We start from the raw sequence: 25,321 nt of genomic DNA on the forward strand, positions 1-25,321 counted from the left end.
GCTGGTACTACGCCGTCGTCTCCAAGACCCACAGTCTCAGTGGGCCGACGGTGCTAGAGGCTATAGTAGCCACTGCAAGTCAATGCATATCTGATCGTACGATAGCTGCACGATCAGTGTGTAACTAGTTGCAGTTGTTACTGTACGACGAGCCACGCGAGACGTCCATGGTGGAACTGGCATCGCTGCTCGATCTCTCACCGACAGCAGTCGGCGGCCAACTCAGACGTAGCTCCGCTCGACTCATCGAGGACGTTCTTCTCGACGACGACCGGGAGTGACTCGACAGGACTGGGTTGTGTGAGCGATCGCAAACGTCCTTAGTCATGAGATACCATGATAGTACTGACAGTTCTTATGCCATACGTCCCCATGCCGGAATTCTTATGTTATTAACGGTCAACCACACGATATGAGCTCGGACCGATCGAAGACCGACGACCCACATATCCCGAATTTCTACCTACCAGCGACAGCCCCGACAGCTAAACAGCTCGGTCGAATTGGGAAGACCCTCGCCTCGCTCTTTCGCCGCCGGGGCGGGATTCGAGCCGATCGGCGATCCAACCGAACGGATCGATAACTGCCTTGGACGACCGGCGGTATCGACGGACAACAGTCCGCCTCAGACACTGTTTTCGGCACGTTGATGGCAGCCCAAACGACGTTATGAGCCACCATCGCGAGCGTCACCGGCCCAACAGCCGGGAACTGGCGTGATTGCGCTGGCCGTCGCCTGTGGGCTGGCGATCGTGGCGCTCTGGGCGTTTGCGACGAAGCGACACATGCTCGTGGGGACGAGTGTTCTGTTCGTGAGCTTCAGTCTGTATTTCATAGAAATACGAACGTAGTCACGGATCGTCAGCAAAACTGGAAATAACTGTAAAATATAATAAATTACTTGCAGTTGCCAGGCGAATACTCGTTCTGAGACCGAGGATGTACGAGACAATTCTCATTCCGACTGACGGGAGCACGCCGGCGCGGAAGGCTGTCGACCACGGCATCGGACTCGCTAACGCGTTCGATGCGACCGTCCACGCCCTCTACGTGATCGAGACCAAAGCCCACTACGTTTTCACAGCTGCGGGACACGATCCCGCGGAGATGGACGAGTACCGCACCTACGGCAAGGAGCTCGTCGAGCGCGTCGTCGACAAGGCCGTCGAGAACGGACTCGACGGCGAGGGTGCAGTCAGGACCGGTAGCGTCGCACAGGAAATCGTCAGCTACGCAGACGACAAAGACATCGACGGCATCGTCATGGGTGCACAGGGACGGAGCGGGATCGACGACTATCTCGTCGGGAGCACAACCGAAAAAGTCGTTCGGACGGCGAACATGCCGGTGACGACGATACGTCACCGTAAAAACGAGCCGAGCGTGCGGTAATCGAACACAGCGATCCGTTCCGTCGAACCGACACCCGAAAACCGGTTCGACGCATCAGTGCAGGCGTGGGACGTCACTAGTCGTCTTCGGCGGTCCCACCTCGTCCACTCCCGGTATCTCGAATGTTCGTTACCACGCCAGAACCGGATTTTTTTACGACGACGCCTTGTTCGTCCTCAATCTTCTCGATCCACTCGGCAAACTCGTCAGATTCGAGCGTCCGATACTCCTTCGAGAGGCCCAGATAGAGGCTATAACAGAGGAAAACGAGGACGAGCGCGAACGGGAGCCCGGCCGTGATCGCCGCCGTCTGTAACGCACCGAGACCGCCACCGATCAGGAGCACAGATGCAACGATCCCCTCGGCGAGTGCCCAGGCGATCCGCTGGTTTCGGGGGGCGTCGTGTTTCCCGCCTGAGGACAGGTGCCCAAGGACCAGCGAGCCGGAGTCAGACGACGTCACGAAGAACGTCGTTACCAGGACAATCGCCAGTGCGGAGAGGAGAATCGTAAACGGTAGCAGGGTAAACAGTTCGAACATGGCGACTTCCTCACCGACGTCGAAGACCGTTCCCATAATGCCCTGCTCGGTGAACAGTTCGAAATGCAGTGCCGTGCCTCCGAGGACTGACATCCAGAAAAAGGAGAAGATTGCTGGGATGATCAAGACGCCGCCGATGAACTCACGAACCGTTCGACCACGGGAAATGCGGGCGATAAACAGACCGACAAACGGCGACCACGCGATCCACCAGCCCCAGTAGAAGATGGTCCAGTTGTTCATCCAGCCCGCGTACGGAGCGTTACCGAAGCTATCAGACCACAGTGCCAACTGAGGAAAGTTCGACAGATACGTCCCCAGTGCTTGGGGGAACAGTCCGAGGACGAACACTGTCGGCCCGGCGATCAGAACCGCAACCATGATTGCGAGCATCAGGCCGACGTTGAGAGTACTGAGTCGGCGAATGCCTTTGTCCAGTCCGGCGCCAACTGACACGAGTGCGATCGCCGTAATAACCGCGATGATACCGACTTGCATCCCTGTCCCCGTGGGGACTGCTGTCCCGACGACCTCGTTGCCCATAAACGAGAGCCCAGCCGAGATTTGGAGCGCGCCGAGCCCGAGCGATGTCGCGATCCCGAACAACGTCGCGAAGACGGTCAGGATGTCGATGACGTGGCCCGGCCAGCCGTAGATCCGATCGCCCAGAATCGGCCAGAACACCGATCGGAAGGTGAGCGGGAGCCCACGGTTGAACGAAAAAAAGGCGAGGCCGAGCCCGACCAGTCCGTAGATAGCCCACGGGTGAAAGCCCCAGTGGAAGTAGGTAGTAGCCATGCCGACTTCGGCTCCAGCGGCTGTCTCGCCTTCAGCCCCGAGCAACGGATCGGCGAAGTGAAACAGCGGTTCGCCGACGCTCCAGAACATGAGTCCGATCCCCATGCCGGCACTGAACAGCATGGCGACCCATGAGAGATCGCTGAACTCCTTTTCCGCGCCGACGCCGCCGAGTCTGATCTTTCCGAACCTGCTTAACGCAAAGAACAGTACCACGATAATAAACAGGTTTACTGCGAGAATGTACAGCCAGCTAAAGCTTTCGACGATACCGCCCTGTATCCAGCCAAAGGCTCCCTCTGCAGAGGCGAACGTCTTGCCGAAGGCGTTTGCCATCAGCTCACCCGGGTAGAACAACGTCACCAGAATAAACGCGATGATGACGCCGATCGAGATGAAAAAGACGTGGGGCTGGACGTCCAGTCCAGCCACCTGTATGTTCGTATCGCCCGGTTCCACGTCAGTATCCGCCTTGAACCAGCCATCAGTCAACCGATCGCCCCATGGCTTGCTGTCATCTACCATATCTACCACCTCCGTTGACCCGTTCGGTGAATCGTTGTCTGATCATGGTCAGTGGTGTACGAACGGCCAGCCGTTCAACGCCGTCGGACCTGCGTCTGTGTGTCCAACACAACACACGGGATGGATCCCACGGAGTGGCTTTATTGTTTCCCCAGAACGAAAATTTCGAGTTAGTTCATAATGGCCATAATTAAAGACTCTTCCGCCGGACTATTCGTATTAAAACAGTTACTGGAAGAGGAATCAGCCGATCCCGATCGCTATCCGGTAGCCCGTATCCCGCGGACCGACCCCCAGCGGGGACACACCGTCTTGTCCCCGCGGATGTCGCCGCCACAGCGGTAACAGTGGCGCTCGCGATCGGGCTCTCACTCGGACTGGGATAGCCCACATGCGTCTGAAGGTACCAGAACAACACGGGCACAACAACCACCACAGGGCGGGGAGGATGTCAAAGCGCGCAGTAACACGTCGTATCAATTGGAATCGCCAGACAGGGTCGACTGCCGTGATGCAGGATAACGATATCACCACGGTTCGAGGGTGAAATTCAGACAGAACCCCGAGCCGTCTTGCATATCTGACCGTGATTTGCGGTAGCGGGCACGATGGGATTTGAACCACGCCCGAGAACCTGCGCTTCGCGCAGAACCTCGGCCTAATTCAACTCCCCGGTGCCGTTACTGCTCACGTTGTTCGCAGATAACGGGCACGATGGGATTTGAACCCACGACCGTCGGATTAGAAGTCCGACGCTCTTTCCGGACTGAGCTACGTGCCCTCGAGTACGAATCAACCGCGGATTGGCATAAACCGTGTGGATTCACTCACCCGTGAAAACGATACAGCGACGTGATGAACGGCAGTCGGTTGATCATCCAGATGGCGACCGGGAGGCCGATGATCGTCACCGCGAGCAGGGCTGCGAGGTTCGCCCAGAGGAAACTCAGCCACCAGCCGATGAAGACGAAATACAGCGCTCGAGTCACGAGCGAGTGCTGGCCGCGAGCCAATTCGGGGTCGGTAAACGACCGTGGTTCGGCCAGCGTCAATACCGTCGGGATGAGGTTGATCAGCTTGATTCCAAGCGGAGCGAGGATGATGGTGACGTTCAGTGCCCACGCAAGGTTCACCACGATCGGCGTCGCCCACCAGCCGATAGCGAAAAACCAGAGCGCACGCACGAGTAGCGATCGTTGAGTCACAGCGACGTGTACGACAGAACGGAAGATAACCACCGCGATTAACTCCACGCATGGGACTGTTCACCGGTTCCAACAGTCGACGCGCTCTCGAGTCGCAGCTGAGACGAGTTCCACATCGCAGAGCCGTCGCACGATCGGGTTGCAGTGCGTGCGGTGGCTGTTGTAGCTGTGTCGCTGGAAAAAGAGGAGTCCCGCTGGGCGTCACTCGCCGCGTTTAGTCGTCTTCGTCGTCCAACTCGTCCTCGTCGTCTCCGTCATCGTCTTCATCGTCGTCCTCATCGCCAAACGCATCGTCATCTTCGCCTTCGAGTTCGTCGTCGTCCTCATCTCCGAACTCGTCGTCGTCATCCTCGTCCTCGAGTTCGTCATCGTCGCCCTCATCACCCAGCTCATCGTCGTCGTTATCGTCAACTCCCAGATCACCGTCTCCGTCGTCGGCAATTTCCTCCTCGGTATCGTCTTCATCGTCATCCATACAGCCGGCGACTGCCGCGATCATACCAACACCGACGACCTTGGTGAACCGGCGCCGGTTGAGTCGTGATTCGGTCATAGCGTGCATGTGTTCCAGCGAGTGACTGTCAAATAATACAGAGCGTCCGTTTTGATTATCAGTTCGACTTCAGACGGATTATCGAGAATTCAGTCCTGAAAAACAGATAGTTGCAGCCGTGACTGCTGTTGGTCTTTGTGCAATCACTCACCGCTTCGAGCAATGCAACATTGACGGGTCGGTTCTGTTCACCGCGACAGTTGCTCGAGCCCTACTCGGACAGTTGTCCCGGACCACACGGGGATACACCGGCCCTAACGACGTTTCGGCGAGTGCAACTGATGCTCTCGAGCACACAGTCGAGATGATCGCTGCGGCGGCGAACACAGCGTTTATGCACGTCTCGCCGGTATCCTCGAGCAATGCACGTCATCGGAACAGTGGGGCTTCCCGGCAGCGGGAAAAGCGAAGCAGCCACCGTCGCACGCGAACACGGCATCCCGGTGGTGACGATGGGCGATGTCGTCCGTCAGGAGACGGCCGACCGCGGTCTCGATCCAACGAAAGACCACGGGAGTGTCGCCCAGGCACTGCGCGACGAGAACGGGCCGACGGCGATCGCCCAGCGCTCACTGCCGATGATCGAGGACCGACTCGAGAACCACGAGGCGGTGTTAGTCGACGGCATTCGCTCGGACGCCGAGGTCGAGATCTTCGATGCGCGCTTCGGCGAGGCGTTTACGCTCGTCAGTATCGAGGCTCCCTTCGAGATGCGTGCCGAGCGTATCGACGCCCGTGGTCGCGATGCAAGCGCGGCAGACGGCGGCGAAGGGCTGGCGGCCCGCGACGACCGCGAGCGTAGTTTCGGCATGGACGACGCGATGGATCAGGCCGATATCGTCGTCGAAAACACTGACTCACTCGAGGCGTTTCACGACCGAGTACGGACGATCATTCGGGACGAAGCCGGACAGGCCGGCGACGAGGAGGAATCGGAACCGACACCTGAATCCGAATCGAACACGGAAGTCAACCAGCCATGACAGAGATCTACCGCGTGGACGTCGAAATCACGGCACCAGTCTACGATACGGAGGTCACCAGTCGCGTCGTCGACGCCGTGTCGAACATCTTTCCGAACGCCGACATCGAGGAAGAGTTCGGCGAGATCAGGGCCGAAGCCCACGCGATGGACCACTTCTCGGAACTCCTGCACAAACAGGAGATCCTCGACACCGCCCGCGGCGAGTTCTTTTCAAACCGGGAGGGTGAGACCGTCTCGTTCGCGCTGAAAAAGCAGGCTGCGTTCGAGGATCGCGTGAACTTCTCGGTCGGTGAACCGGACGAACTCGGCGAGATCAGCGTCCGCGTGCGCGTCGAAGACCCAACCGTTGAGGAGTATATCGACCACATCGCGCCGCCGACGGAAGACGGCCGTCCAATCGAGAACGGCGAGGCCGAGTGAGCAAAGCGACCGAGGCCTCGAGGCAAAACGGCGATGAGCCGTAGAGCAAGGCGAGGGCGAGTAAACGTTTCGAACGCGGCCTCGGAAATGCCAGCGGGCGTCGCCTACGAACACGACGAGGCCGACGACTGATACGGACTATTCTTGTCACATTTACAACAACCTATGTGACAGGAGTCGCGTTACTGCGAGCAGTCGCGGGCAGCCTCGAGGTCACGGTCGCCGGCTTCCCGGTACTCGGCTGCCGTGAGCGGGTCGCCGGCTGCAGCCGCGGCAGCACTCTCTTCAAAAGCCACTGCCGCGGCCGTCAGATGGGCGCTCTGACAGCGAGCGGTCTCGAAGTACGAGACGAGTCCGTTTGGCGGCTCCTCGTCGTCGAACGTCGTCGTCGCCGTCTCGAACGCCGACTCGGCGTCGGCAAACAGGGGCCGTGCCTGCTCGTAGTCCTCGTCGTCGACGGCCGACTGGCCCTGTTCGAGCGCGTCGTACCCCTCGAGCATCGACTCGAACCCCGCACTGAGCGTCCGGAACGAGTCGAGCACGTCGCCGAGCGTGGTGATTCCGTCCTCGAGGTCCGTATAGTCGATCCGTGCAAGCGCCTCGAAACGCTCCTGTTCGAACGAGTCGAAGTCGGCTGCGGCCGCGTCGTATCGCGTCTGTGCCGTCTCGAGTCGCGCCGTTCGGTCGTCGAGGGTGTCGGACGCGTCCTCGTGGTTGCCGTCCCCGTCGATCACCGCAGAGACGGCGTCGACGTCATCGGCGAGCGTCTCGTCGGTCACCGTGTCGGTCACGACGACCAGTCCCTCGAGGATGTCGGCGTACGTCCGCAGTCCCTCGACGTCGGACTGGTGGTCCTCGTCCAGTTCGGCCGCGGCGGTGTCCAGATAGTCGCGTGCCTCGTCGATCAGGTCGTTCGGCACCGCGGGATCGAAGTCGATCGCTTCCGGGTCGTCGATGGAGTCGTCAACCTGTAACGCGAGCGCTGCTTCGTTGAGGCGTCCCGTCGCGCGGTCGAGTGCCCGCTCGCCGGTTCGGTCAGCGCCCTCGCTGCCGGTGCCATCATCGCTGTCAGTGAGCTCGCCGAGACATCCCGCGAGCGTGGTCACCGCGCCGGCACTGACGCCGGCACGCATGAGATACTGTCGACGGTGCATAGTTACTCGAGCATACGTCTAGAAACGTATGAACGTAGTGGCATCCTCGAGCGCCGAACAATCGAAACGCGGCCGCCAAACGGCAAACGACCGTCTCAGAACGGCCCCATCCCGCCCATGCCGCCACCGCCTTGCTGTTGCATCTGCTTCATCATGCGCTGCATCTCCTTTTCCGAGCCCATGCCCTGGAACTGCTTGATCGTCTTCTCCATCATCTTGTACTGCTGGAGCAGTTCTCGGACGTTTTCTTCGTTGGTGCCCGAGCCACGGGCGATGCGTTCGATCTGGCTCGCGCCGATGGCTTTCGGGTACTCTTTTTCGGCGTCGGTCATCGAGTCCATGATGACGCTGAACGTGCGCATTCGCTCTTGGGTGACGTCCATCGCGTCGTCGGGGAGTTGGTCTTTGATCCCGCCGCCGAAGCCGGGGATCATGTCCATGACCTGATCGAGCGGCCCCATGTTGTTCATCGCCTCCATCTGCTTTTGCATGTCATTGAGGGTGAACTGGCCCGAAAGCATGTCCTCGGGCTCCCAGTCGTCGTCTTCTATCTCGGTCTGCTCCATCGCGCGCTCGACGCGCTCTGCAAGCTGGCCGAGATCGCCCATGCCGAGCAGCCGGGAGATGAAGCCGTCGGGCTCGAAGCGTTCGATGTCTTGGACCTCCTCGCCGGTCCCGAGGAACGCGATCGACGAATCGGTCTGGTCGACCGCTGTCAGCGCACCCCCACCTTTCGCCGTCCCGTCGAGTTTGGTGATGACGACGCCGTCGATGCCGATCGACTCGTCGAACTGCTGGGCCTGGTCTTTGGCACCTTGCCCAATCGCTGCGTCGAGCACGAGCAACGAGGTGTCGGGCTCGACAACGCCTTCGATCTGCTCGATCTCGTCGATCAGGTCGTCTTCGAGTGCGTGGCGACCCGCCGTGTCCACGATATGAACGTCGGCTTCGCTGGTCTCCTCGAGGCCCTTTCGGGCGATTTCGACGGGGTCCTCGCTGTCGGGGTTGCCGTAGTAGTCGACTTCGGCACGACCGGCCATCTGCTGGGCCTGCTCGTAGGCACCGGGCCGGAACGTGTCCGTCTGGATCACCGCGGGACGAAGCCCCTTGGTCGAGAACCACCAGGCCATCTTCGCAGCGGAGGTCGTCTTCCCCGACCCCTGCAGGCCAGCAAGCAGGATGGTCTGTTCCTCGAGTGGCAACTCGGTCGACTCGCCGATGAGATCGACCAGTTCCTCGTAGACGATCCGGAGGACGAAATCGCGTGCCGGCGTGCCGGCAGGGGGTTCTTCCTCGAGTGCGCGGTCTTTGATGTTGTCCGACAGCTCCATCACGAGCGAGACGTCGACGTCAGCCGAAAGCAAGGAGCGCTGGATCTCCTTGACGATCTCCTCGATGTCTTCCTCGCTGAGCCGTGACTTCCCACGGAGTTTATCCAAAGTGCCCCGCAGAGAACTGCCGAGATCGTCGAGTACCATTTGCTCGATGTACGGGACGACGTCGTTAAAGGCTTTTTCTACTGCTCACTCCGCACGACGGCGCGAACCGACCTCGAGACAGCGCCGGAGCGTATTTCAACCGACCGAGACAACACGAACGTATGACCGCCGACGCAGACGTCGATCCGTCCGAGTACGACGCACTCGAGGACGCAGACGTGACGATGCGGGAAAATGACCACGGCCTCCACATCGCCGACGACGAAGTCACTGGCGTCTCGAGTCAGGGACAGACCCCCGAGGAGGCCCTCGCAAACCTCGCCGCCGCAGTCGAATCCTACACCGAGGCGACCGACGACGATCCGGGCGACGACTGGCTCTAATACTGTTGGACAGCAGTCGCCGAGCCAATCACGTCGCGACCGGTCCCGTCTCGACCTCGCCGTCGCGTGCCTGCCACTCCGTTAGACTCCCCTCGTAGAACGCGACGGTCTCGTAGCCAAGCGCCCGGAGCACGACGTAGGTGTGGCTGATTCGCCGGGCGGTGTTGCAGTAGAGGACGATTTCGCGGTCGGGCGTGATGCCCGCCGACTCGAGGACGGCCTCGAGTTCGGATTCGGGTTTCAGCCCGCGCGTCTCGTCGTCGACGGCTTCTCGCCAGTCGAACCGGACCGCGCCCGGCAGACGGGCCGCCTCGAACTCGTCACGGTCGCGCGTGTCGACGAACAGCGCGCCGCGCTCGAGGGCGTCTTCGACGGCATCGAAGCCGATGAGCGGACTCTCTTCGGGGGAGAGCGGGTTGGGGTCGTAGCTCGTCGGCTCGATCTCGGGGACGTCGCTCGTGGTCTCGTAGTCGCGGTTCCAGGCGCTGTAGTCGCCGTCGAGCAGGCGAACGTCGTCGTGGCCGTACTCGAGGGCCGTCAGCACGAAGCGGGCGGCGAAGACACCGTGGGTGTCGTCGTAGGCGACGATGGTGTCCTCGGGCGCAATTCCGGCGTTCGAGAGCAACTCGGCGAAGGCGTCAGCACCCGGCAGCGTCCCGCGATCGACATCGCTGTCGTCGCGGTAGCGATCGAAGGGGATACTTACAGCGCCCGGAACGTGCCCGATACCATCGTACTCCCACGCGTCTCTGACGTCGACGAGACGTAACTGTGGGTCCTCGAGGCGTGGTGCGAGCCAGTCGGGGGTAACGACGATGGAGTCGTCCATTAGGCGACCCCTTCGAGCGCCGGCCTCGAGAACACACTGATCCCGGCACCACTCCCCTCGGTACCGAGTTCTCGGTAACATTCTCCGGTACGTCGAGAGCTGTTAGCACAGAGACACGCTATCTGCGATCGGTGAGCGGACGGATTCGAACGACGGCGCACAGGCTGTCGAACCGCGCCGGTTCGGGCCGTTCGAAGTAGCGGCAACAGTCTCCGCCACGGTCGACCGGCGTCCGAATTAACCGGTTGGGATTGCCCTATGACCCTGGCAGACGTCGGATCGTGTATGGCAACGACCTACGCCAACGACGTACTCGTCACCGCCGATTGGGTTGAAGACCATCTCGAGGAGTTCCAAGACGACGACCCGGCGTATCGACTCGTCGAGGTCGACGTCGACACGGAAGCCTACGAGGAGGAACACGCCCCCGGCGCGATCGGGTTCAACTGGGAGACCCAGCTGCAAGACCAGACCACGCGGGACGTCCTGACCAAAGCGGACTTCGAGGACCTACTCGGGAGTCACGGCATCAGCGAGGACTCGACAGTCGTTCTCTACGGTGACAACGCCAACTGGTTCGCCGCCTACACCTACTGGCAGTTCAAATACTACGGCCACGAGGACGTCTATCTGCTCGACGGCGGCCGCGAGTACTGGCTCGAGCACGAGTATCCGACGACTGACGAGGTCCCGGAGTTTTCGGCCGTCGAGTACGACGCCGCCGGCCCGCGAGAGACCATCCGCGCCTACCGCGAGGACGTCGAAAAGGCGATCGAGCGTGGCGTCCCACTCGTCGACGTTCGTTCGCCAGAGGAGTTCAGCGGCGAGATCCTTGCCCCGCCAGGTCTGCAAGAGACCGCCCAACGCGGCGGCCACATCCCCGGCGCGACGAACATCTCGTGGGCCGCCGTCACCGACGACGACGGTACCTTCAAATCGCGTGACGAACTCGAGGAACTCTACGCCGACGAGGGTATCGACGGCGACGAGACGACCGTCGCCTACTGCCGCATCGGCGAGCGCTCGTCGGTCGCCTGGTTCGCCCTGCACGAACTGCTCGGCTACGAGGACACCGTCAACTACGACGGGTCGTGGACCGAGTGGGGGAATCTTGTCAATGCCCCGATAGAGAAAGGCGAGGGCGACGAGTAAAAAGAGTCGGCCTCGTAGCGGAACGGGGAGGCGAAGCCGACCCGTGGAGAAAGGCGAGGCCGAGTGAGCAAAGCGACCGAGGCCTCGAAAAAGCGAGCGGGCGTCGCCCGCGAGTAAGGCGAGGGCGACAACTTAAAAAGAGTCGGCCTCGAGGCGAAACGGCGAACGGAGTGAGCCGTAGAGCAAGGCGAGGCCGAGTGACTGAAAAGGCCAAGCGCCAACCCACAAGAAGTGCCATCACCCTTCGGTTGTAGATAGTCGTACTCGAGTGATATGCAGGCCTGATTACTTCGAGAAGACGCTGTCGGCTGTCGCCGCGCCCACGACACTGAACACCGAGCCGACGCTGACAGCTTTGAACGTGACCAACAGTCCCTCGGCACTCAGTTGGTTGGTCTCGAGGAACGTATCGGGCGCATCGAACAGGAGCGCAAGGATGAGCACCGAGCCAAAGGAGACACAAAGCAAGGAGAGAAACCGGATCGGAACCCCGGCAACATCTCGCTCGACGTCCGGGTCACGCGTCGTATCGGCCTTGTACAGGGTTGCATAGCCAATCACGGCGACGAGACAGATCGTTATCAGTGCCTGCAGGAGGCTCATGTTCGTCGCGAGATCCCAGACCTCCTCGGTCACAACGAACGGACCCGCAAGCAGGAAGCCACCGACGACCTGCTGGGCGGAATCAGCCAGCCGGAACCGTGGTGGACGGCGGAATTTCATGCTGGACGCTACCCAGCCACGGGTGAAATAACGCCCGATACGAACGACAGCTCACGGAACGTGTGAGTCGGCGATGTTGTCCGAGACGACGTCATCCGGCACCACGACCTCGAGTTCGCCCTCCGCATCGAGGTCTGCAACCATCGACACGGCGGCCTCGAAGGCACCATACGTGTCGCCCTCGAGGTCACGGTAGGACAGCGTCGTGATCGTGTTGTACTCGGCGGTCCACTCGAGAAGGGTGGCCACTTCGTCGGCGTCCGGGCTGGTGGCTCGAGGGGCAAGCGCCGGGTTCGTCAGGTGGCCATGGCCCGCGAAGCCGCCGACGAAGCCGAGGTCGTGGTACTCGTCGACGAGTTCGAGCGCCGACTCGTCGTAGTCGTCGAGTGGGTACGAGAAGGAGGCGCTGTCGAAGCCGTGGTCGTCGAGCCACGTGACGGCGCTGCTAAGCTGGGCCTCCTGTCCGGCTGCGTCCCGTTGTGTGAGTGGCGCGTTGTCGGCACCTTGGCTGGCGATCGTCCAGCCGTCGTCCTGCAAGGACTCGAGGTCGGAACGCGAGAGTCGGTCCTCACCATCGACGTAGTCGGTGTTGACGAACACCGTCGCGGGATAGTCGTGGGCGTCGAGGATCGGGGCGGCTTCGGTGGCGACCGACTCGTACCCATCGGGGAACTGAAACAGGACGCGCCCGGTGTCGGGTCGCCCGACGAGGCGGTAATCATCACACCACAGCGACAGCTCGCGGTCGCCGGCCCAGACGGAGATCTTGGTGTGTTCGATGTCACGGAGGTCGGGCTCGCCGACGACGTTAGCGATCCCGAGATCACGGTGGACGAACGGACCGGCCGCGTTGACGGCACACTCGAGCAGCAGTCGGTCGCCGTCGGTGTCCGTCAGCTGGACGACCGGAGTGACGTCGTGATCGCTCGCAAACGCCAGCGCGGGAAACGCACTCGAGAGGTCTCGTGGCGTGTCGAATTCCCGCTTAATCATGAGACGCTCGTCGGATGCGGCGGCGTCCATTCGGGCGGACTGGGTGCCGGTGTACACCCGCTCTTGATCGGCTGTGAGCGTCCCTTCCATCACGGTCCACAACGAGAGGTCCTCGAAGTCGTCGAACGCGCCCAGTTCTTCGTCGATCGAATCCGACGAACCGTCGCGATCGTCGTCAGCATCGCTGTCTTCGTCTGCGGTTTCGGAATCGCTCAGTGCAGAACAGCCAGCCACCATCGCTGCAGCTGCTGTCGTGAGATACATGCGTCGTTTCATTCAGATCGAGAGCACTCGACTGTCGGTGATTGTTATGTCCCAGTGACGGTTCAGCTCGGAAGCGTAACCGTGGCCTATCCACGGGCGTGTCGCACCCTATCATGCCACTGAGAACGAGCCATCGATATATCTCGTGTCGCGACAGAGCTAACTCGAGGCCGGACGAAACGGGCGATATGACCGATTCCGAGGCGTTCGTCGAGGCTGTACGGGAAGCCAACCAGACCGCACTTTCACGGCTCGGGTCGTCGAAATCGCTGTATGCAGACACTGGCGGCGATATCGACACCGAACCCGTCCTCCGGGCGACCGCCGACGCCGAACACGCGGCCTGGCAGACGTTCGAGGCGTGGGCCGACAGCGACGACCACGAGAGCGCCCGTGAGGTCTTCGAGACCACGGCCACCGAGGAGCAGAGCCACTACGAGACCGTCCTCGAGCACCTCGATGTCGAGGAGTACGAACCCGACGAGGTGCCGGCTCTCCACACGTACCTGCGTACCCTCGAGTCGACGGTCGAGCGCACCGGCGCGTTTATCGGCCGCATCCTCGCGAGCACGCGTTCGAAAGAACAGGTCGTCGGCTACTTCGTCGGCGATGCCGACCCGCAGACGGCCGGCGTCTTCCGGGCGTTCGGCGAGGACCTCGAGGCCCAACTCGAGCGCGCAGAGGACCTGCTCGAGGACGTCTGTAACAGCGACGACGACTACGAGCGCGCGCAGGCGGCCGCAGCCGGCGCGATCGAAGCAGCCTACGACGAGTACGTCGACACCCTCGAGGCGATGGGCGCGAACCCGAAGCCGGTCTGCTGATCGGCCCTCGAGTCAGGATGCTCTCGCGGGTTAGGCGACGTGTTCGATCCGATTTTCGAGGTCGAGGTCCGAAACGGTCTCCGGCGAGAGTCCGGCGACGGTATCGTGGAAGTTCGTCCGGTAGCTTTCCGGCCCGTTGTGGTCGCGTTCGGCCGCACGCTCCCCGGCGAGCCCGAACGCGAGCGTGCCGTGGACGGCAGCCGTCGTAGCGTCCTCGAGTGCGCCACGGAACGTAGCGAGTGTGGCACCGAGCATACAGCCGGTGCCGACGACCTCGGAGAGCCGTTCGTGGCCAGCCGTGATGCGAACCGCCTCGTCGGCGGTTGCAACGACGTCCTCGACGCCGCTCGCGACGACCGTCGCGCCGGTCGCATCAGCAAGCGACTGGGCTGCGTCTTCGATCTCTGCGTACTCGCCGACGGATTCGACGCCCCGAACCTCGGCTTCGACGCCCGCGAGCGCGCTGATCTCGCCGTAGTTGCCCTTGATGATCGAAAACTCGAGGTCCTCGAGGAGGGCTTCGGCGACCGCTTTTCGGGTCGGCGTTGCGCCGACGCCGACGGGATCGAGCACGACTGGAATGTCACGGTCGGCCGCGGTCGCGCCAGCCTCGTGCATGGCCTCGACTTTTCCCTCGGGGACCTGTCCCGTGTTGAACAAGAGTGCGGCCGCACCGGCAGCCATCTCGCCCGCATCGCCCGGCGAGTCGGCCATCACCGGCAGCGCATCCCAGTGGAGGGTGAGATTCGCGACATCGTTCATCGTCACGGTGTTGGTCAGGTGCTGGACGAGTGGCGTCGTTTCACCGATCGCCTCGAGCGACGACGCGAGGTCGTCACCGGAGACGGCGGCTGGAAGCGGGCTAGCCATCGTGTGGGGGTGTGTCTCCCACGGCCTTCGCAGTTTCGACGGCCGCCGCGAGCGAGTCGGTCGCCGCACATGGGTCCTCGGCGGCGGTGATCTCGGAGACGACGGCCACCCCGACCGCGCCGGCGTCGACGACCGGGCCGGCGTTTTCGGCCGTTATGCCGCCGATACCGACGACTGGGATCGACACCGCAGTCGAGATGTCGGCGATCCGTTCGGGACCGACGCCGGCTCTGTCCGCCTCGACGTCTTTCGAGGTCGTCCCGTAGACGGAGCCGACGCCGAGGTAGTCCGCGCCGTCGGCTTCGGCCCGCGTCGCCTCGTCGACCGTCGAGGCCGAACAGCCGATCACTACCTCAGGGCCGAGCAAGTCCCGCGCGACCGCGACGGGCAGATCCGACTGGCCCAGATGGACGCCGTCGGCGTCGATTGCCTGCGCGATATCGACGCGATCGTTGACGATTAGATCGACGCCCGCCTCGGCAGTGAGTTCGCGCACCTCGAGGCCGAGGTCGTAGCGCCACCGGGCGTCGGTCGCTTTCTCCCGAAGCTGGACGACGTCGATGCCGCCGTCGACCGCCGCCTCGACGATCTCAGTCGTCTCCCGGCCCGCAGACACCGACGCCTGCGTGACGAGATAGGTTCCGTAGGTCGCGGGATTCATGTACAGACCAGCGGAACTGAGCCACTAAGTGGCTTCGATCGGGCGAATAGACCCAATTCCACTACGACAACTCGAGGCGATCCATCCCTGCCTGAACCAGCGCGTCCCAGTCGGGCGACTCGCGCACCGCCGATACCGGCGTCGGCCGGTCCGGGTCGGCAGACTTCTCGGCGATCGACCGTCGCCACCAGGCGACGTCGTGCCACGCGCCCTGCGTGTAGCCCATCGCGGGGAAGTCGGCGACGCGTTCGAAGCCGATCCGGTCGTGGAACCGAACCGTCTCAGGGTTCGGAAGCGTCGTCACAGCGTAGACATCACAGTATCCCTGTCGCTCGAGGATCGCAAACAGCGACTCGTACAGCGCCTGCCCGACACCCGACCGGCGGGCGTCGTCGGCGACGTAGACGGAGAGTTCGACGACCCACTCGTAGGCGCGGCGCTTTCGCAGTGGCCCCGCGTAGGCGTAGCCGACGACCTCGCCAGCGTGGTCACAGACGAGCCAGGGATAGCGCTCGAGCGTCGAGTCGATTCGATCAGCCATCTCGGCGACGGTCGGTGGGGTTTCTTCGAACGTAACCGCTGTCGAGTCACAAAACGGAGCGTAAATCTCTCGAATCGCATCGGCATCGGCCGGGGTCGCGATCCGAATCCGAGGTGCAGCCATCACGATATGAGATGCTGACGGACGATCATAAAGACGTGGAACGGAGCCGTCGATCCTAGCCCGCCCGCTGTGTCCGAATCCACCGTCGGAGCCGACCCGCATACTGGCGACCGACAGCATAGCCGCGTCGCCACGTCGACGGGCGGAGCAGATACCGAACCCCAGCACCAGCCACGGCGAGCCAGAAGGAGAGTGCTCGAGCGACCCTGCGTGCGCGTTCGGAATGGGTCAACACCGGAACCGTGATGAACACACCGAGGGCGAGCCCGAGCGCGCCGCCGGCTGCGGGAAGGGAAAATAGCCCGAACAACTCGAGGGCAGCGATCAGCGGCGCGAACGCAACGAGCGCGAGGCTCCCTCGCAACAGCAGCGACCGGGCCACGCTTCGGGGGCGATCGTCGGCAAAGACGTCGTGGCCGAATTGAATGCATTGCCAGCCGCCAAAGACACCGAGTGCACTCCCGAGTAACAACACGGCGTCCGGATCGCCATCGCTTGCGAGTACTGCGACCGCGCTCACAACGACCGCCAGCGAGAACGCAGTCGTTCCCTGTTCGGTCGAATACCGCTCGAGCAGTCTCTCAGCCACGAACAGAAACGCGAGGCCGGTTGCGACGCCGGCAACGACGTCGACGAGATAATGGAGCCCCAGTGCGACCCGCGAGAAGCAGACGAGCGTAATGACCGTCGCCGCAGCGAGCAGGCGCCGGCGTGGCGTCCCGATCGAAAGGCGTCGAGCGAGAGTCACGTAGACGATCGTGGTCATGAGCGCATGGCCGCTCGGAAAGCCGTACCCGCTGGCCATCGCCGTCGCTTCGTACAGCGGTTGAATTATCCACGGGAGCGCCTCGAGCTCGACGAGCGGTTGACCCGGTCGCGGAAGGGCGAACACGTGTTTCAGTCCGGTAATCAGCGAGAGTCCAGCCAGTGTGAGCCCGATAACGACGGCTGCGTCCTCGCGTTTGGTTGTGTGGACCCAGTAGAAGCCACCCACGAGGAGAGCGAGAAACCAGACATCGCCGAGTTGCGTCACCAACGCGATGAGCACCGCCGCCCACTCTGGAAGTAGCTCCTGAATCGGGCCGAACTCGCCGATACCACGGCTCATAACGGGTCGTACAGGGACGAGACACTAATGGATACCGCCTTGTCACGCCGTAACCTTCACGGAGTGTCCGAGTGTGTGACTAGTATGTCCGAAGATGACACACTTCTTCGAAGCCTGCTGCTCATCGCCGCCCTGATCGTCCTCGTGCCGTTGCTCATGATGGTGTTCATGCTGCCGATGATGGGACTGTGGGGGTGGGGACACATGGGTGACGGCGGGATGTGGAACGGGACGGGCAGCTCGTGGCTCGTCCTGTGGCTGCTTCCACTCGGCGTCATCGCCGCTCTCGGCTACCTTTTGTATCGTGCGGTCCGTCCTCCCACCGGGGACGACACTGACCCCGCGCTTGCGGAACTCCGCATGGCGTACGCCCGCGGCGACCTCTCAGACGAGGAGTTCGAGGAACGACGACAGCGGCTCCAGACACGGAACGAAAACAACTGATACGGTCTGCTGTCCCGATCACGGATGTGGGGCCGGCGATCAGCGGTCAGTGACGACAGCAGTCTGTATGGCTCACAACGAACCCGGTGACACGGACTCGCTTACTCGAAGCAGACGACCGGTTCGCCGGCGTCTCGAGGATCTGGATCGAACGACGGCTCATCGGCGAGCCCACCGGTGTACGGTGCTCGAAGCACGACGGTTTCGTCGGCGTAGTAGGTGACGCGTGTGTCTCGCTCAGTTGATTCGGGGAGCTGTCCGATCGCGGTCGTCAGATCGTACACGATCGAAACCAGGACGGCGTCTCGCTCCGGGTCCGACTCGAGGACGTCCATCTGTTGGGTCTGAAACCGAAAGTCAAACGTTCGTGTCTCCGAGCCGTACTCGGCGAGGAACGCGTTTCGTCGGTAGGCTCGCTCGAACTCGAGGACGTACTGATCGCCAGCCTCGGCGAGCGACACCGGTCGCGACGGATACACACCTGGCTCGATCGCGTCATCAGGGACCGGGTCCGGTGGGTGGGGTCGATCGCTCTCGGCGCAATCGTACGCCGCTGGCGCGACGACGCTGGATTCGTTCGGGTCGTCGGTACTCGAGAGTTGGGTCTCGAGACAGCCGGGAAGCGCGACAGCAACCGAGACCCCAGTAGTGAGGAGGGCGCGTCGGGAACGGGGTGTGCGCATACTCGAATGTCAATTATCTATTGTATGTATGTTTTGCCTTTCACATCACTCGGGGAGACAGTCGACGGTGATCGGCCGGCGTCGATCGGACAAAACGGAACGCGGGCTGCTCGGTGATCGACGCGGACGTGGCGCTACTCGTCTGCGAGCAGTCGATCGACCATCTGGTCGGGGTCGAACCGCTCTATGTCGTCGTAGCCCTGTCCAACGCCGAGAAAGAGGATCGGCTTCCCGGTGACGTGGGCGACCGAGATCGCCGCCCCGCCGTTTGAGTCCGCATCGGCTTTCGTCAGGATCGCACCGTCGATCGCCGCCGCGTCGTTGAACTCACGGGCGCGGTTGACTGCGTCCTGTCCTGCCACGGCCTCGTCGACGAAAATCGTCATATCGGGACCGACGACTCGGTCGATCTTCTCGAGTTGGTCCATCAGTCCTTCGTCGGTGTGGAGTCGACCCGCCGTGTCGCCGAGGACGACGTCGATGTCGTTCGCTTCGGCGTACTCGACGGCGTCGTACAACACGGCGGCGGGGTCGCCGCCCTGCTCGTGGGCGATGAGTTTCGTATCCAGCGCGTCGGCGTGTTCTTGGATCTGCTCGTTGGCGCCGGCGCGGTAGGTGTCGCCGTTGGCCATCACCGTCGAGTACCCACGCGCCTCGAAGTAGCGGCTCAGCTTCGCGATCGAGGTGGTCTTCCCGACGCCGTTGACGCCGGTGAAGACGATCGTGACCGGCTTGTCCTCGATGGCGATGCGCTCGTCGAAATCGAACTGGCCGACGCTGATCACGTCGTAGATGGCATCGCGTAGTGCCTCCTCGACGACCTCGCCCGTCGAGGTCGTAAACGTCCGCGTCTCGCCAACCAGCTCCTCGCGAATGTTGTCGAGAATTTCCTCGGCAACGCCCATCTCGACGTCGCTCGAGAGCAACGCCAACTCGAGTTCGTGCAACGGGCCCTCGAGGTCCTCTTCCTCGATGACGAACTTCCCCTTGACGAGCGAGCGAGCTTTGGCACCGAAGCCGGTCGAGTTGGAGCTGTCGTCCGACTCATCGGCGTCGTCGGCCGACTCCTGCTCGGCATCCGCGTCGGCCTCGTCCATCGCTGGTTCCGGCTCGTCGGCCGGTTCCGAATCTGCTTCGTCGGTCTCGAGGCCGGGAGCCGACGATGGCTCCTCCTGAACGGGAGACTCGGCGCTCGCTGCCGGGTCGGGTGTCGGCGCTGGCTCGTCCTCGGACGACACAGCGTCGACATCGGCCTCGGTCGCATCAGGGGTAGTGTCAGGGGCTTCCGGCGGCTCGGCTGTGGCTGCCGCATCGGCGTCCGCGTCCACGTCGGCGGCCGCTTCGTCCTCGAGGTCGTCCTCGTCGACCTCCTCGACGTTCTCTTCGGCGGCTTCTTCAGCGTCTTTCCGGAAGCTCCCGAGTTTCTTCTTCAGGTTATCGAACATGGTAACGATACAGAGCCGACGTTACTCGTCGCCCTGTCCCTGACCCATCTGCTGCATCTGCTGTTGCATGGCCTGCTGTTGGAGCTGCTGGGCCTGCTGCTCGAGTTCCGTGCTCTCGGACTCGAGCTCGGCGATCTCGCTGTTGACCTCGTCGATGCGGTCGTCGAGGTTCTCCTTTTTGTTCTCGAGGGCGTCGACGGCGTCGTCCTGCTCGAACTCACCGGCGTAGTCCGCGCCGAGTTCGACGATCACTTCGTCGATGTCCTCGACGGTCGCGCGAAGATAGGCCCCGCCACCGAGTGGGACCTGCACGGTCGAGTCCGTCTCGAGGGTTTCGATCGCGTCGATAGCCTCGTCGGTCTCGGTTTTCTGCTGCTGGATCGCTTCGACGTCTGCTTCGAGTTCTTCGATCTCTTCTTGGATCTGCTGGAGCTCCTGGGAGAGCTGCTGGAGTTGCTGCTGACCCATTATTCGCTAACCTCCTCGAGGTCGATCTCGGTTCGCTTCAGTCCGTGCTGGCTCCCGAGCTGGGAGAGCACGTGTTCGCGGGCGACGTTCTCGTTTTCCGCATCGATCGTCGTTTCGAACGGCGCGTAGCCGTCTCGGCTTTTGAACTGGCCAGTGACCGTAAATTGACTCATGGCTATTCCTCCGGCAGGCAGTCGGAAGAATCTTCCCTTCTGTCGGAGCCAGTCCGGTGACAGAAGAGTGGTGTGAGAATCGACCACCGTAAGGGTCGTTCGTGGCCGAAAACGGACGAGCGACTATATCTGGCCGGGCTGTTGGCCCGATGGGCCGCCCGACAGTGCACTCGAGTCGCGTTTTCGTGTAACGATCCGGTCGGGGTCGATGCCGTCGAACTCAGGTGGCAACTCGCCGTCGGTCGCATACTGGTACAGTGCCGTCTTCGCGATCGCCGTCGCGGCGATATGGACGACCACGAGTGCGCCAAGCGCCACCACGGTCGGGACGACCGTGAAGACGAGCACGGGACCCGGGTTTGCGACCAGCAACAGTGGCGCGCCGATCCCGACAGCAGCGACGAGCGCACCGAGCGAGACCGTCACCAATCCGACCCCGAGACTGATCCCACCAGCCTCACCCCAGGTGTCGCGAAACAGGCTCACGCTGTTCCGTAACGACGCTCGAACGCCACCGTTCTGGAAGACGATGACGGGAACGATGAAAAACGTCATCATGAACCAGGCCGCGCCAGCGATCGCTCTGACGAGCTGGGCACCCCAGCCGTCCTGACTCTCGAGAGCCTGAAAAATCAGGCCGACAACCGCACCGACGACGCCCCACGTGAGGATCGTCCGTCGGGACTCCCAAGCACCAGCAAGTCCGTCGCGGAGACTGGTCGGTTCATCGTGGAACAGAGTCCCGACCGAATGGACGAGTGCAGCGCTGAAGAAGGTCGCAACCGACGTCGCGGCGAACATCACCAGAAACGAGACGACGACACCGAGTATCGTCATCATCGTCTCGCCGCCGGAGACACCGGCGACCTGCTCGAGCAGCGCGAGTCCGAACGTGGCACCGAACAACACTGCGACGAGTCCGGCGACGAGGACGACCAGTCCGGTCATCCAGACGAGTCCGTACAGCAACGGGAAGACGAGCAACCACTTCTCGCGCCGGAGGACGCCGAACGATGACTTGGCGATCGCGAACCCGTTTCTGAATCGATCGAACACTGATTGGAGGGACATGGCTGAAAGATCAATGGCAGTAACTATAAGCCTTGACGACTGGTTTCAGCGCTGACACACCGTCCGCGTTTGGCCAAACGGTTTTGTTCGAGGCGTCGTATCAACCGCTATGAGCGAACTCGAGCCAACCGAACTGTTACCGAGCGAGCGCATGCAAACCCAGGCGCTCGACGGCGAGGTCACCCAGATCCATCGCGGCCACCAGTACGCCGACGTCGGCGATACGTTCACCATCGAGGAGACGACGTTCGAGGTCACCGACGTGACCGAGCGCACACTCGGCGACTTGACCGACGAGGACGCCCGGGCCGAAGGGATGGCCGACCTCGAGGCCTACCGCGGGCTCCTCGAGCGAGCCCACGACAACTTCGAGTGGGACGACGACAGCGAGGTCGTCTTACACCGGTTTGAACGGCACTCGGCGTAGGGTCTCAGGCCCCCGCGTTGGATCGACACTGCTGTGCGTGACAGGTCGATTCGAGAGTCTGCGCAGGGGAGCATCACGAGGAAAAAGCGGCTGGGCAATCAGCATCGACGAACACAGCGGGCCGGACGAAACCGGTTAGTCCAGATAGCCCAGTGCGTCTTCGATCCGGCCCAGTTCCGGTCCGGTGGTGTCCGAACCAACGACGTAGCCGGCGTCGTTTGCGATGAGCCCGGAGCCGACGAGTGGGGCACCGTAGTTGACGGTGCCGACATCGGCTCGGACGTCGAGTGCGTCCTCGAGGGTGTCGAGTTCCTCGTCAGTTGCTTTCGGGTGACAGAGCACGCCTGAATTCGTCGCGACCGCGGCCGTGCCGACGGTCCGGACACCGGCGAGGTCGCCACGTTCGACGGGGACCTCGAGGGTGTCTTTGACGATCTGGACGGCCTCCCGCGGGAGGTCGGGATGGACGTACGCGCCGTAGTCGTTCGCGAGGACGACGTTCCCGGCGGCGTTGATCTTTCCCGGAAGCTCTGCGACGGGGAGATCGACTTCCTCCTCGAGTCGCTCGCGTTCGTACTCGAGAACTCGGGCACTGACGAGCAGTCCGTTCTCGTTTCCTGTCGCTAACGCACCGACCGTCGAGGAGCCACCGACGGTCGTACAGATTGCGGGCACCTCGAGTTCGTCGGTCAGGTCAGCGACGGCATCGTCGTCGACGTCCGGGCGGACGAGCACGCACGAGTCGGTCGCGCGAGCGAAGACGCCGATGTACGCCGACCCAGCGAAAGCGAGACGCTTCAAATTTACTCGGCGACCTCGGCCTCGACGACAGCCGCACCGTCTTCGTCGAAACGAGCCGCGCGGACACGAAGCTTCCGTGGCGGGTTGGAACGGCCCTGCGACCAGACTTCCTCGTTGATCGAGGGGTCCAGACGGATGGCGTCCTCGTCGACCGCGAAGTGTTTGGCGAGGTGCTCGCGGATGAGTCGCATCGCGTAATCGGCGGCCTCGTGGTTGGCTCCCTTCTTGACGTCGCGCAGTGGAACGGTAACGACACGTTCCTCGAAATCACTTGCACTCATCGTTATTCGTCAGTGTCGTTGCGCCGCCAGTTGCGTCGCTTGGGGTTTCGCTGCACTTCCATGTTGGTCTTCATCATGACCCAGGCCGGAACGCGGCTGTTCTGGTTCTCGAGTTTGGCAAGACGCTTTTTCTTGCCCTTCGATTTCTTACCCATAGTAGCCGGACGTAGCCCGCGGTGGCATAAAATCTTGTCCATCTCGAAGACGCACGCAGTATCGCCTCATACGGACGCCTCCCCGTCAGTACTGGGACAATCGCGACTCCTGTGAAGCTACCGAGAGAGCGCGATTGCAGTTCGTCAGCGCCACGGTTCCTGCCCGGCAAGCCGCTCGAGCGTGCGCGTGACGGCCTCGAGGGTCGCCTCGCTGAGTTCGGTCGTATACGTCCAGTGGTCGATGCCCTCGTAGCCGTCGTGGCGGTGAAACGCGTCGTGGTTGCCACAGCCGCGGCCATGCCACCGAGTGCCACCACCGAACTCGTCCGGGCCGGCGTAGGCGGTCGCCATCGGCGAGACACGCAGCGTGTTCTCGTCGGTTCGGACTGCGGTTCCGAGGTCATGCGAACAGCGAGAGCCGCCGACATCCTCGACGATCGCCGACGGGAGAAACGGATGAAGCGTCTCGTGAATCGCCATATTTCTCGTCACCGCCCGCGAGTCCCAGAGTTCGGTTGCGCCGACATTCGCGACGGTTCCCGCGTCACCGGCCGTCCCGTCGATCTCGGCACCGACGATCGCGTTCGGCGACAGCGTCCCGCCGTAGCCCACCCGGTAGTTCAGCGGTGCCCAGCACAGAAGCACGTGACAGGTCGACCCAGTGAGGGCGTTTCGCTCTCGAAGCTGGTCGCGAAAGACCTCGAGGACGGTCTCTCGAGACGGGAACACGGCTTCCGAGGATAGTGGTGTCGCCGAGAGCGGAAACTGGACCAGTCTGGCGCGCTCGATATGTGCCTCGAGTCCCTCGAGCCGATCGCGCTCGTGGGCGTACGTTAGGATCTGGTCGACGGCGTCCTCGATGGCCGCAAACGCGTCTCGAAACGGCGGCGGCCAGTTGTCCCGGATACCGTCGAACCCGTATCGAAGCCATGCCCGAAGTGCCACTGGTCCGGGGTAGACACGGATGTGAAGCGGCCCGTCGCCGAGAGTCTGTGCGGCGACACCGCGGGTCGTCTGCGAGACGGCGACCGCGCCGCCGATCGATGCCAGTAGCTCTCGGCGACTGACGAGGGTTCCCGTTCCAGATGTGGACAACCGTGTCCGAAGCGACGCTGTCACGACTGATCGCCGGCGAGTCCGATTGCCATCGCGTCTTGACTGCTACACCGGCCGCCGACATCACGTTTCGACTTGCATTGTTCGGCGACTCATACGGCCGGCTCAGACGGGTTGCGGTCCCGATCACTCGAGTGGAAACGACGTCACTGTCGAGTACACCGGTCCCCCGCCGGTGAGCGTGCTCTCTGTCAGCCGAATCTCGTCGACGCGGGTCTCACCGATCGTCGGCTCGCGCTCTTCGACGAGTTCCTGGACGAGGGCTTTCCCGCCGGCGTGGTCCATCCGTGCAATCGTGACGTGTGGCGTGAACTCGTGTGACTCCGCCTCGAACCCCATATCGGTCGTTCGGCGTTCGATCGCCTCGTGGAGCCGGGTGAGTTCCTCGCCCCCCGTTTCGGTGCCGACCCAGAGCACGCTGATGTACTCGAGACTCGGAAAGACGCCGAGGCCGCCGTAGCGGACGGGAAAGGGGTCGACGTCGGCACCGTCGACGGCAGCTGACAGTTCGCGCTCGAGGGCCGGTAGGCGGTCTTCGTCGACATCACCGAGGAACGTCAGGGTCACGTGGGTCTGCTCGGGGTCGGTGAAGTTGAGTCCGCTCGCGTCTTCGAACTCGGCTTGCAGGTTGGCGACCGCTTCCGTGAGGTCGTCGGGGAGGTCGACGCTGACGAACAGTCGCATACGTGGTCGTTCGCGGGCAGTGTACTCAATGGTAGGGGTGGTGTGATACGGATTGCTGTCCCGATGACCCGCCGATCGCCAGCATGGGTC

General features: G+C 62.5%; 32 protein-coding genes and 1 tRNA gene. 10 read left to right on the forward strand and 23 right to left on the reverse strand.

All coding sequences use genetic code 11. The features are described from left to right. Positions 1-134 precede the first annotated feature (134 nt). The 3 genes from C495_RS06290 (at position 135) to C495_RS06295 (ending at position 1,392) form a co-directional block, all read left to right on the forward strand. On the forward strand, positions 135-281 hold the full coding sequence (locus tag C495_RS06290) for a helix-turn-helix domain-containing protein (protein WP_275039964.1): 147 nt from the start codon (positions 135-137) through the stop codon (positions 279-281). A 131-nt stretch (positions 282-412) separates the two neighbouring features. Further along, positions 413-583, forward strand: a complete 171-nt coding sequence (locus tag C495_RS17840) for a hypothetical protein (RefSeq protein WP_161569791.1) — start codon at positions 413-415, stop codon at positions 581-583. A 356-nt stretch (positions 584-939) separates the two neighbouring features. After that, positions 940-1,392 carry a universal stress protein gene (locus C495_RS06295; protein ID WP_008161079.1) on the forward strand — a complete coding sequence of 151 codons (453 nt, stop codon included), beginning with the start codon at positions 940-942 and terminating at the stop codon, positions 1,390-1,392. Between the two features lie 76 nt (positions 1,393-1,468). On the opposite strand, the gene C495_RS06300 is transcribed toward C495_RS06295, so the two are convergent. The 4 genes from C495_RS06300 to C495_RS17845 all read right to left on the reverse strand — a co-directional run bounded on the left by C495_RS06300 (position 1,469) and on the right by C495_RS17845 (position 4,960). Beyond that, a complete protein-coding gene (locus tag C495_RS06300; RefSeq protein WP_008161082.1) occupies positions 1,469-3,256 on the reverse strand; it encodes a BCCT family transporter in 1,788 nt (595 codons plus the stop codon). Positions 3,257-3,962: 706 nt separating this feature from the next. Further along, positions 3,963-4,037: transfer RNA gene (locus C495_RS06305), tRNA-Arg, on the reverse strand. A gap of 46 nt (positions 4,038-4,083) precedes the next feature. Continuing rightward, positions 4,084-4,461 (reverse strand): YccF domain-containing protein, encoded by a 378-nt coding sequence (locus tag C495_RS06310; RefSeq protein WP_049890187.1) that lies wholly within the window; start codon positions 4,459-4,461, stop codon positions 4,084-4,086. A 214-nt stretch (positions 4,462-4,675) separates the two neighbouring features. Next, positions 4,676-4,960 carry a hypothetical protein gene (locus tag C495_RS17845; protein WP_161605557.1) on the reverse strand — a complete coding sequence of 95 codons (285 nt, stop codon included), beginning with the start codon at positions 4,958-4,960 and terminating at the stop codon, positions 4,676-4,678. 416 nt (positions 4,961-5,376) lie between these two features. Between C495_RS17845 and C495_RS06320 the strand changes: the two genes are divergently transcribed. Continuing rightward, positions 5,377-5,997: an AAA family ATPase gene (locus tag C495_RS06320; RefSeq protein WP_008161087.1), complete on the forward strand. Its 621-nt coding sequence runs from the start codon at positions 5,377-5,379 to the stop codon at positions 5,995-5,997. Then, entirely contained in the window at positions 5,994-6,419 is a 426-nt protein-coding gene (locus tag C495_RS06325; protein WP_008161089.1) for an RNA-binding domain-containing protein, read from the forward strand. The genes C495_RS06320 and C495_RS06325 overlap by 4 nt, the downstream gene beginning before the upstream one ends. A 182-nt stretch (positions 6,420-6,601) precedes the next feature. Here the strand turns inward: C495_RS06325 and C495_RS06330 are convergent, their stop codons facing one another. Together C495_RS06330 and C495_RS06335 are read right to left on the reverse strand one after the other, a co-directional pair. After that, entirely contained in the window at positions 6,602-7,573 is a 972-nt protein-coding gene (locus tag C495_RS06330; RefSeq protein ID WP_008161091.1) for a hypothetical protein, read from the reverse strand. Between the two features lie 95 nt (positions 7,574-7,668). Then, positions 7,669-9,051 carry a signal recognition particle protein Srp54 gene (locus C495_RS06335; RefSeq protein WP_008161093.1) on the reverse strand — a complete coding sequence of 461 codons (1,383 nt, stop codon included), beginning with the start codon at positions 9,049-9,051 and terminating at the stop codon, positions 7,669-7,671. 122 nt (positions 9,052-9,173) lie between these two features. Between C495_RS06335 and C495_RS06340 the strand changes: the two genes are divergently transcribed. Then, positions 9,174-9,395, forward strand: a complete 222-nt coding sequence (locus tag C495_RS06340; RefSeq protein WP_008161094.1) for a type II toxin-antitoxin system HicB family antitoxin — start codon at positions 9,174-9,176, stop codon at positions 9,393-9,395. Between the two features lie 28 nt (positions 9,396-9,423). On the opposite strand, the gene C495_RS06345 is transcribed toward C495_RS06340, so the two are convergent. Beyond that, positions 9,424-10,224, reverse strand: a complete 801-nt coding sequence (locus tag C495_RS06345; protein WP_008161096.1) for a sulfurtransferase — start codon at positions 10,222-10,224, stop codon at positions 9,424-9,426. 285 nt (positions 10,225-10,509) lie between these two features. Here C495_RS06345 and C495_RS06350 point away from each other — a divergent pair, with 285 nt between their 5' ends. Beyond that, positions 10,510-11,376: a sulfurtransferase gene (locus C495_RS06350; protein ID WP_008161099.1), complete on the forward strand. Its 867-nt coding sequence runs from the start codon at positions 10,510-10,512 to the stop codon at positions 11,374-11,376. Between the two features lie 285 nt (positions 11,377-11,661). Here C495_RS06350 and C495_RS06355 read toward each other — a convergent pair whose 3' ends face one another. Together C495_RS06355 and C495_RS06360 are read right to left on the reverse strand one after the other, a co-directional pair. Continuing rightward, on the reverse strand, positions 11,662-12,099 hold the full coding sequence (locus tag C495_RS06355) for a DUF2391 family protein (protein ID WP_008161101.1): 438 nt from the start codon (positions 12,097-12,099) through the stop codon (positions 11,662-11,664). A gap of 51 nt (positions 12,100-12,150) precedes the next feature. Then, positions 12,151-13,368 carry a polysaccharide deacetylase family protein gene (locus C495_RS06360; protein ID WP_008161103.1) on the reverse strand — a complete coding sequence of 406 codons (1,218 nt, stop codon included), beginning with the start codon at positions 13,366-13,368 and terminating at the stop codon, positions 12,151-12,153. Between the two features lie 176 nt (positions 13,369-13,544). On the opposite strand from C495_RS06360, the gene C495_RS06365 reads away from it, so the two are divergent. Next, positions 13,545-14,180, forward strand: a complete 636-nt coding sequence (locus tag C495_RS06365) for a ferritin family protein (protein WP_008161105.1) — start codon at positions 13,545-13,547, stop codon at positions 14,178-14,180. A 30-nt stretch (positions 14,181-14,210) separates the two neighbouring features. Here the strand turns inward: C495_RS06365 and thiM are convergent, their stop codons facing one another. From thiM to C495_RS06385, 4 genes are all read right to left on the reverse strand, one after another. Further along, on the reverse strand, positions 14,211-15,050 hold the full coding sequence (gene thiM / locus C495_RS06370; protein WP_008161107.1) for a hydroxyethylthiazole kinase: 840 nt from the start codon (positions 15,048-15,050) through the stop codon (positions 14,211-14,213). Further along, positions 15,043-15,711 (reverse strand): thiamine phosphate synthase, encoded by a 669-nt coding sequence (gene thiE, locus C495_RS06375; protein WP_008161108.1) that lies wholly within the window; start codon positions 15,709-15,711, stop codon positions 15,043-15,045. The genes thiM and thiE overlap by 8 nt, the downstream gene beginning before the upstream one ends. Before the next feature lie 61 nt (positions 15,712-15,772). After that, positions 15,773-16,375 carry a GNAT family N-acetyltransferase gene (locus C495_RS06380; protein WP_008161110.1) on the reverse strand — a complete coding sequence of 201 codons (603 nt, stop codon included), beginning with the start codon at positions 16,373-16,375 and terminating at the stop codon, positions 15,773-15,775. Positions 16,376-16,430: 55 nt separating this feature from the next. After that, on the reverse strand, positions 16,431-17,483 hold the full coding sequence (locus C495_RS06385) for a phosphatase PAP2 family protein (RefSeq protein WP_008161112.1): 1,053 nt from the start codon (positions 17,481-17,483) through the stop codon (positions 16,431-16,433). Positions 17,484-17,567: 84 nt separating this feature from the next. On the opposite strand from C495_RS06385, the gene C495_RS06390 reads away from it, so the two are divergent. Further along, positions 17,568-17,927 (forward strand): SHOCT domain-containing protein, encoded by a 360-nt coding sequence (locus C495_RS06390; protein ID WP_008161114.1) that lies wholly within the window; start codon positions 17,568-17,570, stop codon positions 17,925-17,927. Between the two features lie 101 nt (positions 17,928-18,028). Here C495_RS06390 and C495_RS06395 read toward each other — a convergent pair whose 3' ends face one another. From C495_RS06395 to C495_RS06415, 5 genes are all read right to left on the reverse strand, one after another. Further along, a complete protein-coding gene (locus tag C495_RS06395; protein ID WP_008161115.1) occupies positions 18,029-18,610 on the reverse strand; it encodes a hypothetical protein in 582 nt (193 codons plus the stop codon). Between the two features lie 134 nt (positions 18,611-18,744). After that, on the reverse strand, positions 18,745-20,055 hold the full coding sequence (ftsY, locus tag C495_RS06400) for a signal recognition particle-docking protein FtsY (protein WP_008161116.1): 1,311 nt from the start codon (positions 20,053-20,055) through the stop codon (positions 18,745-18,747). 21 nt (positions 20,056-20,076) lie between these two features. Beyond that, positions 20,077-20,523 (reverse strand): prefoldin subunit alpha, encoded by a 447-nt coding sequence (gene pfdA / locus C495_RS06405; RefSeq protein WP_008161119.1) that lies wholly within the window; start codon positions 20,521-20,523, stop codon positions 20,077-20,079. Further along, positions 20,523-20,696: a 50S ribosomal protein L18Ae gene (rpl18a, locus tag C495_RS06410; protein ID WP_008161121.1), complete on the reverse strand. Its 174-nt coding sequence runs from the start codon at positions 20,694-20,696 to the stop codon at positions 20,523-20,525. The genes pfdA and rpl18a overlap by 1 nt, the downstream gene beginning before the upstream one ends. A gap of 123 nt (positions 20,697-20,819) precedes the next feature. Further along, a complete protein-coding gene (locus tag C495_RS06415; RefSeq protein ID WP_008161123.1) occupies positions 20,820-21,767 on the reverse strand; it encodes a DUF6159 family protein in 948 nt (315 codons plus the stop codon). Positions 21,768-21,876: 109 nt separating this feature from the next. Between C495_RS06415 and C495_RS06420 the strand changes: the two genes are divergently transcribed. Then, positions 21,877-22,194 carry an ASCH domain-containing protein gene (locus C495_RS06420; protein ID WP_008161125.1) on the forward strand — a complete coding sequence of 106 codons (318 nt, stop codon included), beginning with the start codon at positions 21,877-21,879 and terminating at the stop codon, positions 22,192-22,194. Between the two features lie 135 nt (positions 22,195-22,329). Here C495_RS06420 and C495_RS06425 read toward each other — a convergent pair whose 3' ends face one another. The 5 genes from C495_RS06425 to thpR all read right to left on the reverse strand — a co-directional run bounded on the left by C495_RS06425 (position 22,330) and on the right by thpR (position 25,231). Continuing rightward, positions 22,330-22,995: a translation initiation factor IF-6 gene (locus tag C495_RS06425; RefSeq protein WP_008161126.1), complete on the reverse strand. Its 666-nt coding sequence runs from the start codon at positions 22,993-22,995 to the stop codon at positions 22,330-22,332. Positions 22,996-22,997: 2 nt separating this feature from the next. Further along, the gene (locus C495_RS06430) at positions 22,998-23,276 is read right to left on the reverse strand and encodes a 50S ribosomal protein L31e (protein WP_008161129.1); all 279 of its coding nucleotides are present in this window, start codon (positions 23,274-23,276) and stop codon (positions 22,998-23,000) included. Positions 23,277-23,278: 2 nt separating this feature from the next. Then, positions 23,279-23,431: a 50S ribosomal protein L39e gene (locus C495_RS06435; protein WP_006066124.1), complete on the reverse strand. Its 153-nt coding sequence runs from the start codon at positions 23,429-23,431 to the stop codon at positions 23,279-23,281. 144 nt (positions 23,432-23,575) lie between these two features. Continuing rightward, positions 23,576-24,550 carry a hypothetical protein gene (locus C495_RS06440; RefSeq protein WP_008161134.1) on the reverse strand — a complete coding sequence of 325 codons (975 nt, stop codon included), beginning with the start codon at positions 24,548-24,550 and terminating at the stop codon, positions 23,576-23,578. A 123-nt stretch (positions 24,551-24,673) separates the two neighbouring features. After that, entirely contained in the window at positions 24,674-25,231 is a 558-nt protein-coding gene (thpR, locus tag C495_RS06445; RefSeq protein WP_008161136.1) for an RNA 2',3'-cyclic phosphodiesterase, read from the reverse strand. Positions 25,232-25,321 lie beyond the last annotated feature (90 nt).

It is taken from the genome of Natronorubrum sulfidifaciens JCM 14089 (genome assembly GCF_000337735.1).
Lineage (GTDB): Archaea > Halobacteriota > Halobacteria > Halobacteriales > Natrialbaceae > Natronorubrum > Natronorubrum sulfidifaciens.

What these genes read in the sequence shown, in the direction of transcription:
- C495_RS06335 (WP_008161093.1), bottom strand. Translation starts at nt 9,051, where the DNA reads ATGGTACTCGACGATCTCGGCAGTTCTCTGCGGGGCACTTTGGATAAA.
- thiM (WP_008161107.1), bottom strand. Translation starts at nt 15,050, where the DNA reads ATGGCTAGCCCGCTTCCAGCCGCCGTCTCCGGTGACGACCTCGCGTCG.
- C495_RS06365 (WP_008161105.1), top strand. Translation starts at nt 13,545, where the DNA reads ATGACCGATTCCGAGGCGTTCGTCGAGGCTGTACGGGAAGCCAACCAG.
- C495_RS17845 (WP_161605557.1), bottom strand. Translation starts at nt 4,960, where the DNA reads ATGATCGCGGCAGTCGCCGGCTGTATGGATGACGATGAAGACGATACC.
- C495_RS06380 (WP_008161110.1), bottom strand. Translation starts at nt 16,375, where the DNA reads ATGGCTGCACCTCGGATTCGGATCGCGACCCCGGCCGATGCCGATGCG.
- C495_RS06340 (WP_008161094.1), top strand. Translation starts at nt 9,174, where the DNA reads ATGACCGCCGACGCAGACGTCGATCCGTCCGAGTACGACGCACTCGAG.
- C495_RS17840 (WP_161569791.1), top strand. Translation starts at nt 413, where the DNA reads ATGAGCTCGGACCGATCGAAGACCGACGACCCACATATCCCGAATTTC.
- C495_RS06395 (WP_008161115.1), bottom strand. Translation starts at nt 18,610, where the DNA reads ATGCGCACACCCCGTTCCCGACGCGCCCTCCTCACTACTGGGGTCTCG.
- C495_RS06355 (WP_008161101.1), bottom strand. Translation starts at nt 12,099, where the DNA reads ATGAAATTCCGCCGTCCACCACGGTTCCGGCTGGCTGATTCCGCCCAG.
- C495_RS06385 (WP_008161112.1), bottom strand. Translation starts at nt 17,483, where the DNA reads ATGAGCCGTGGTATCGGCGAGTTCGGCCCGATTCAGGAGCTACTTCCA.
- C495_RS06430 (WP_008161129.1), bottom strand. Translation starts at nt 23,276, where the DNA reads ATGAGTGCAAGTGATTTCGAGGAACGTGTCGTTACCGTTCCACTGCGC.
- C495_RS06345 (WP_008161096.1), bottom strand. Translation starts at nt 10,224, where the DNA reads ATGGACGACTCCATCGTCGTTACCCCCGACTGGCTCGCACCACGCCTC.
- C495_RS06330 (WP_008161091.1), bottom strand. Translation starts at nt 7,573, where the DNA reads ATGCACCGTCGACAGTATCTCATGCGTGCCGGCGTCAGTGCCGGCGCG.
- C495_RS06300 (WP_008161082.1), bottom strand. Translation starts at nt 3,256, where the DNA reads ATGGTAGATGACAGCAAGCCATGGGGCGATCGGTTGACTGATGGCTGG.
- C495_RS06420 (WP_008161125.1), top strand. Translation starts at nt 21,877, where the DNA reads ATGAGCGAACTCGAGCCAACCGAACTGTTACCGAGCGAGCGCATGCAA.
- C495_RS06360 (WP_008161103.1), bottom strand. Translation starts at nt 13,368, where the DNA reads ATGAAACGACGCATGTATCTCACGACAGCAGCTGCAGCGATGGTGGCT.
- pfdA (WP_008161119.1), bottom strand. Translation starts at nt 20,523, where the DNA reads ATGGGTCAGCAGCAACTCCAGCAGCTCTCCCAGGAGCTCCAGCAGATC.
- thiE (WP_008161108.1), bottom strand. Translation starts at nt 15,711, where the DNA reads ATGAATCCCGCGACCTACGGAACCTATCTCGTCACGCAGGCGTCGGTG.
- C495_RS06390 (WP_008161114.1), top strand. Translation starts at nt 17,568, where the DNA reads ATGTCCGAAGATGACACACTTCTTCGAAGCCTGCTGCTCATCGCCGCC.
- ftsY (WP_008161116.1), bottom strand. Translation starts at nt 20,055, where the DNA reads ATGTTCGATAACCTGAAGAAGAAACTCGGGAGCTTCCGGAAAGACGCT.
- rpl18a (WP_008161121.1), bottom strand. Translation starts at nt 20,696, where the DNA reads ATGAGTCAATTTACGGTCACTGGCCAGTTCAAAAGCCGAGACGGCTAC.
- C495_RS06350 (WP_008161099.1), top strand. Translation starts at nt 10,510, where the DNA reads ATGGCAACGACCTACGCCAACGACGTACTCGTCACCGCCGATTGGGTT.
- C495_RS06435 (WP_006066124.1), bottom strand. Translation starts at nt 23,431, where the DNA reads ATGGGTAAGAAATCGAAGGGCAAGAAAAAGCGTCTTGCCAAACTCGAG.
- C495_RS06320 (WP_008161087.1), top strand. Translation starts at nt 5,377, where the DNA reads ATGCACGTCATCGGAACAGTGGGGCTTCCCGGCAGCGGGAAAAGCGAA.
- C495_RS06325 (WP_008161089.1), top strand. Translation starts at nt 5,994, where the DNA reads ATGACAGAGATCTACCGCGTGGACGTCGAAATCACGGCACCAGTCTAC.
- C495_RS06415 (WP_008161123.1), bottom strand. Translation starts at nt 21,767, where the DNA reads ATGTCCCTCCAATCAGTGTTCGATCGATTCAGAAACGGGTTCGCGATC.
- thpR (WP_008161136.1), bottom strand. Translation starts at nt 25,231, where the DNA reads ATGCGACTGTTCGTCAGCGTCGACCTCCCCGACGACCTCACGGAAGCG.
- C495_RS06295 (WP_008161079.1), top strand. Translation starts at nt 940, where the DNA reads ATGTACGAGACAATTCTCATTCCGACTGACGGGAGCACGCCGGCGCGG.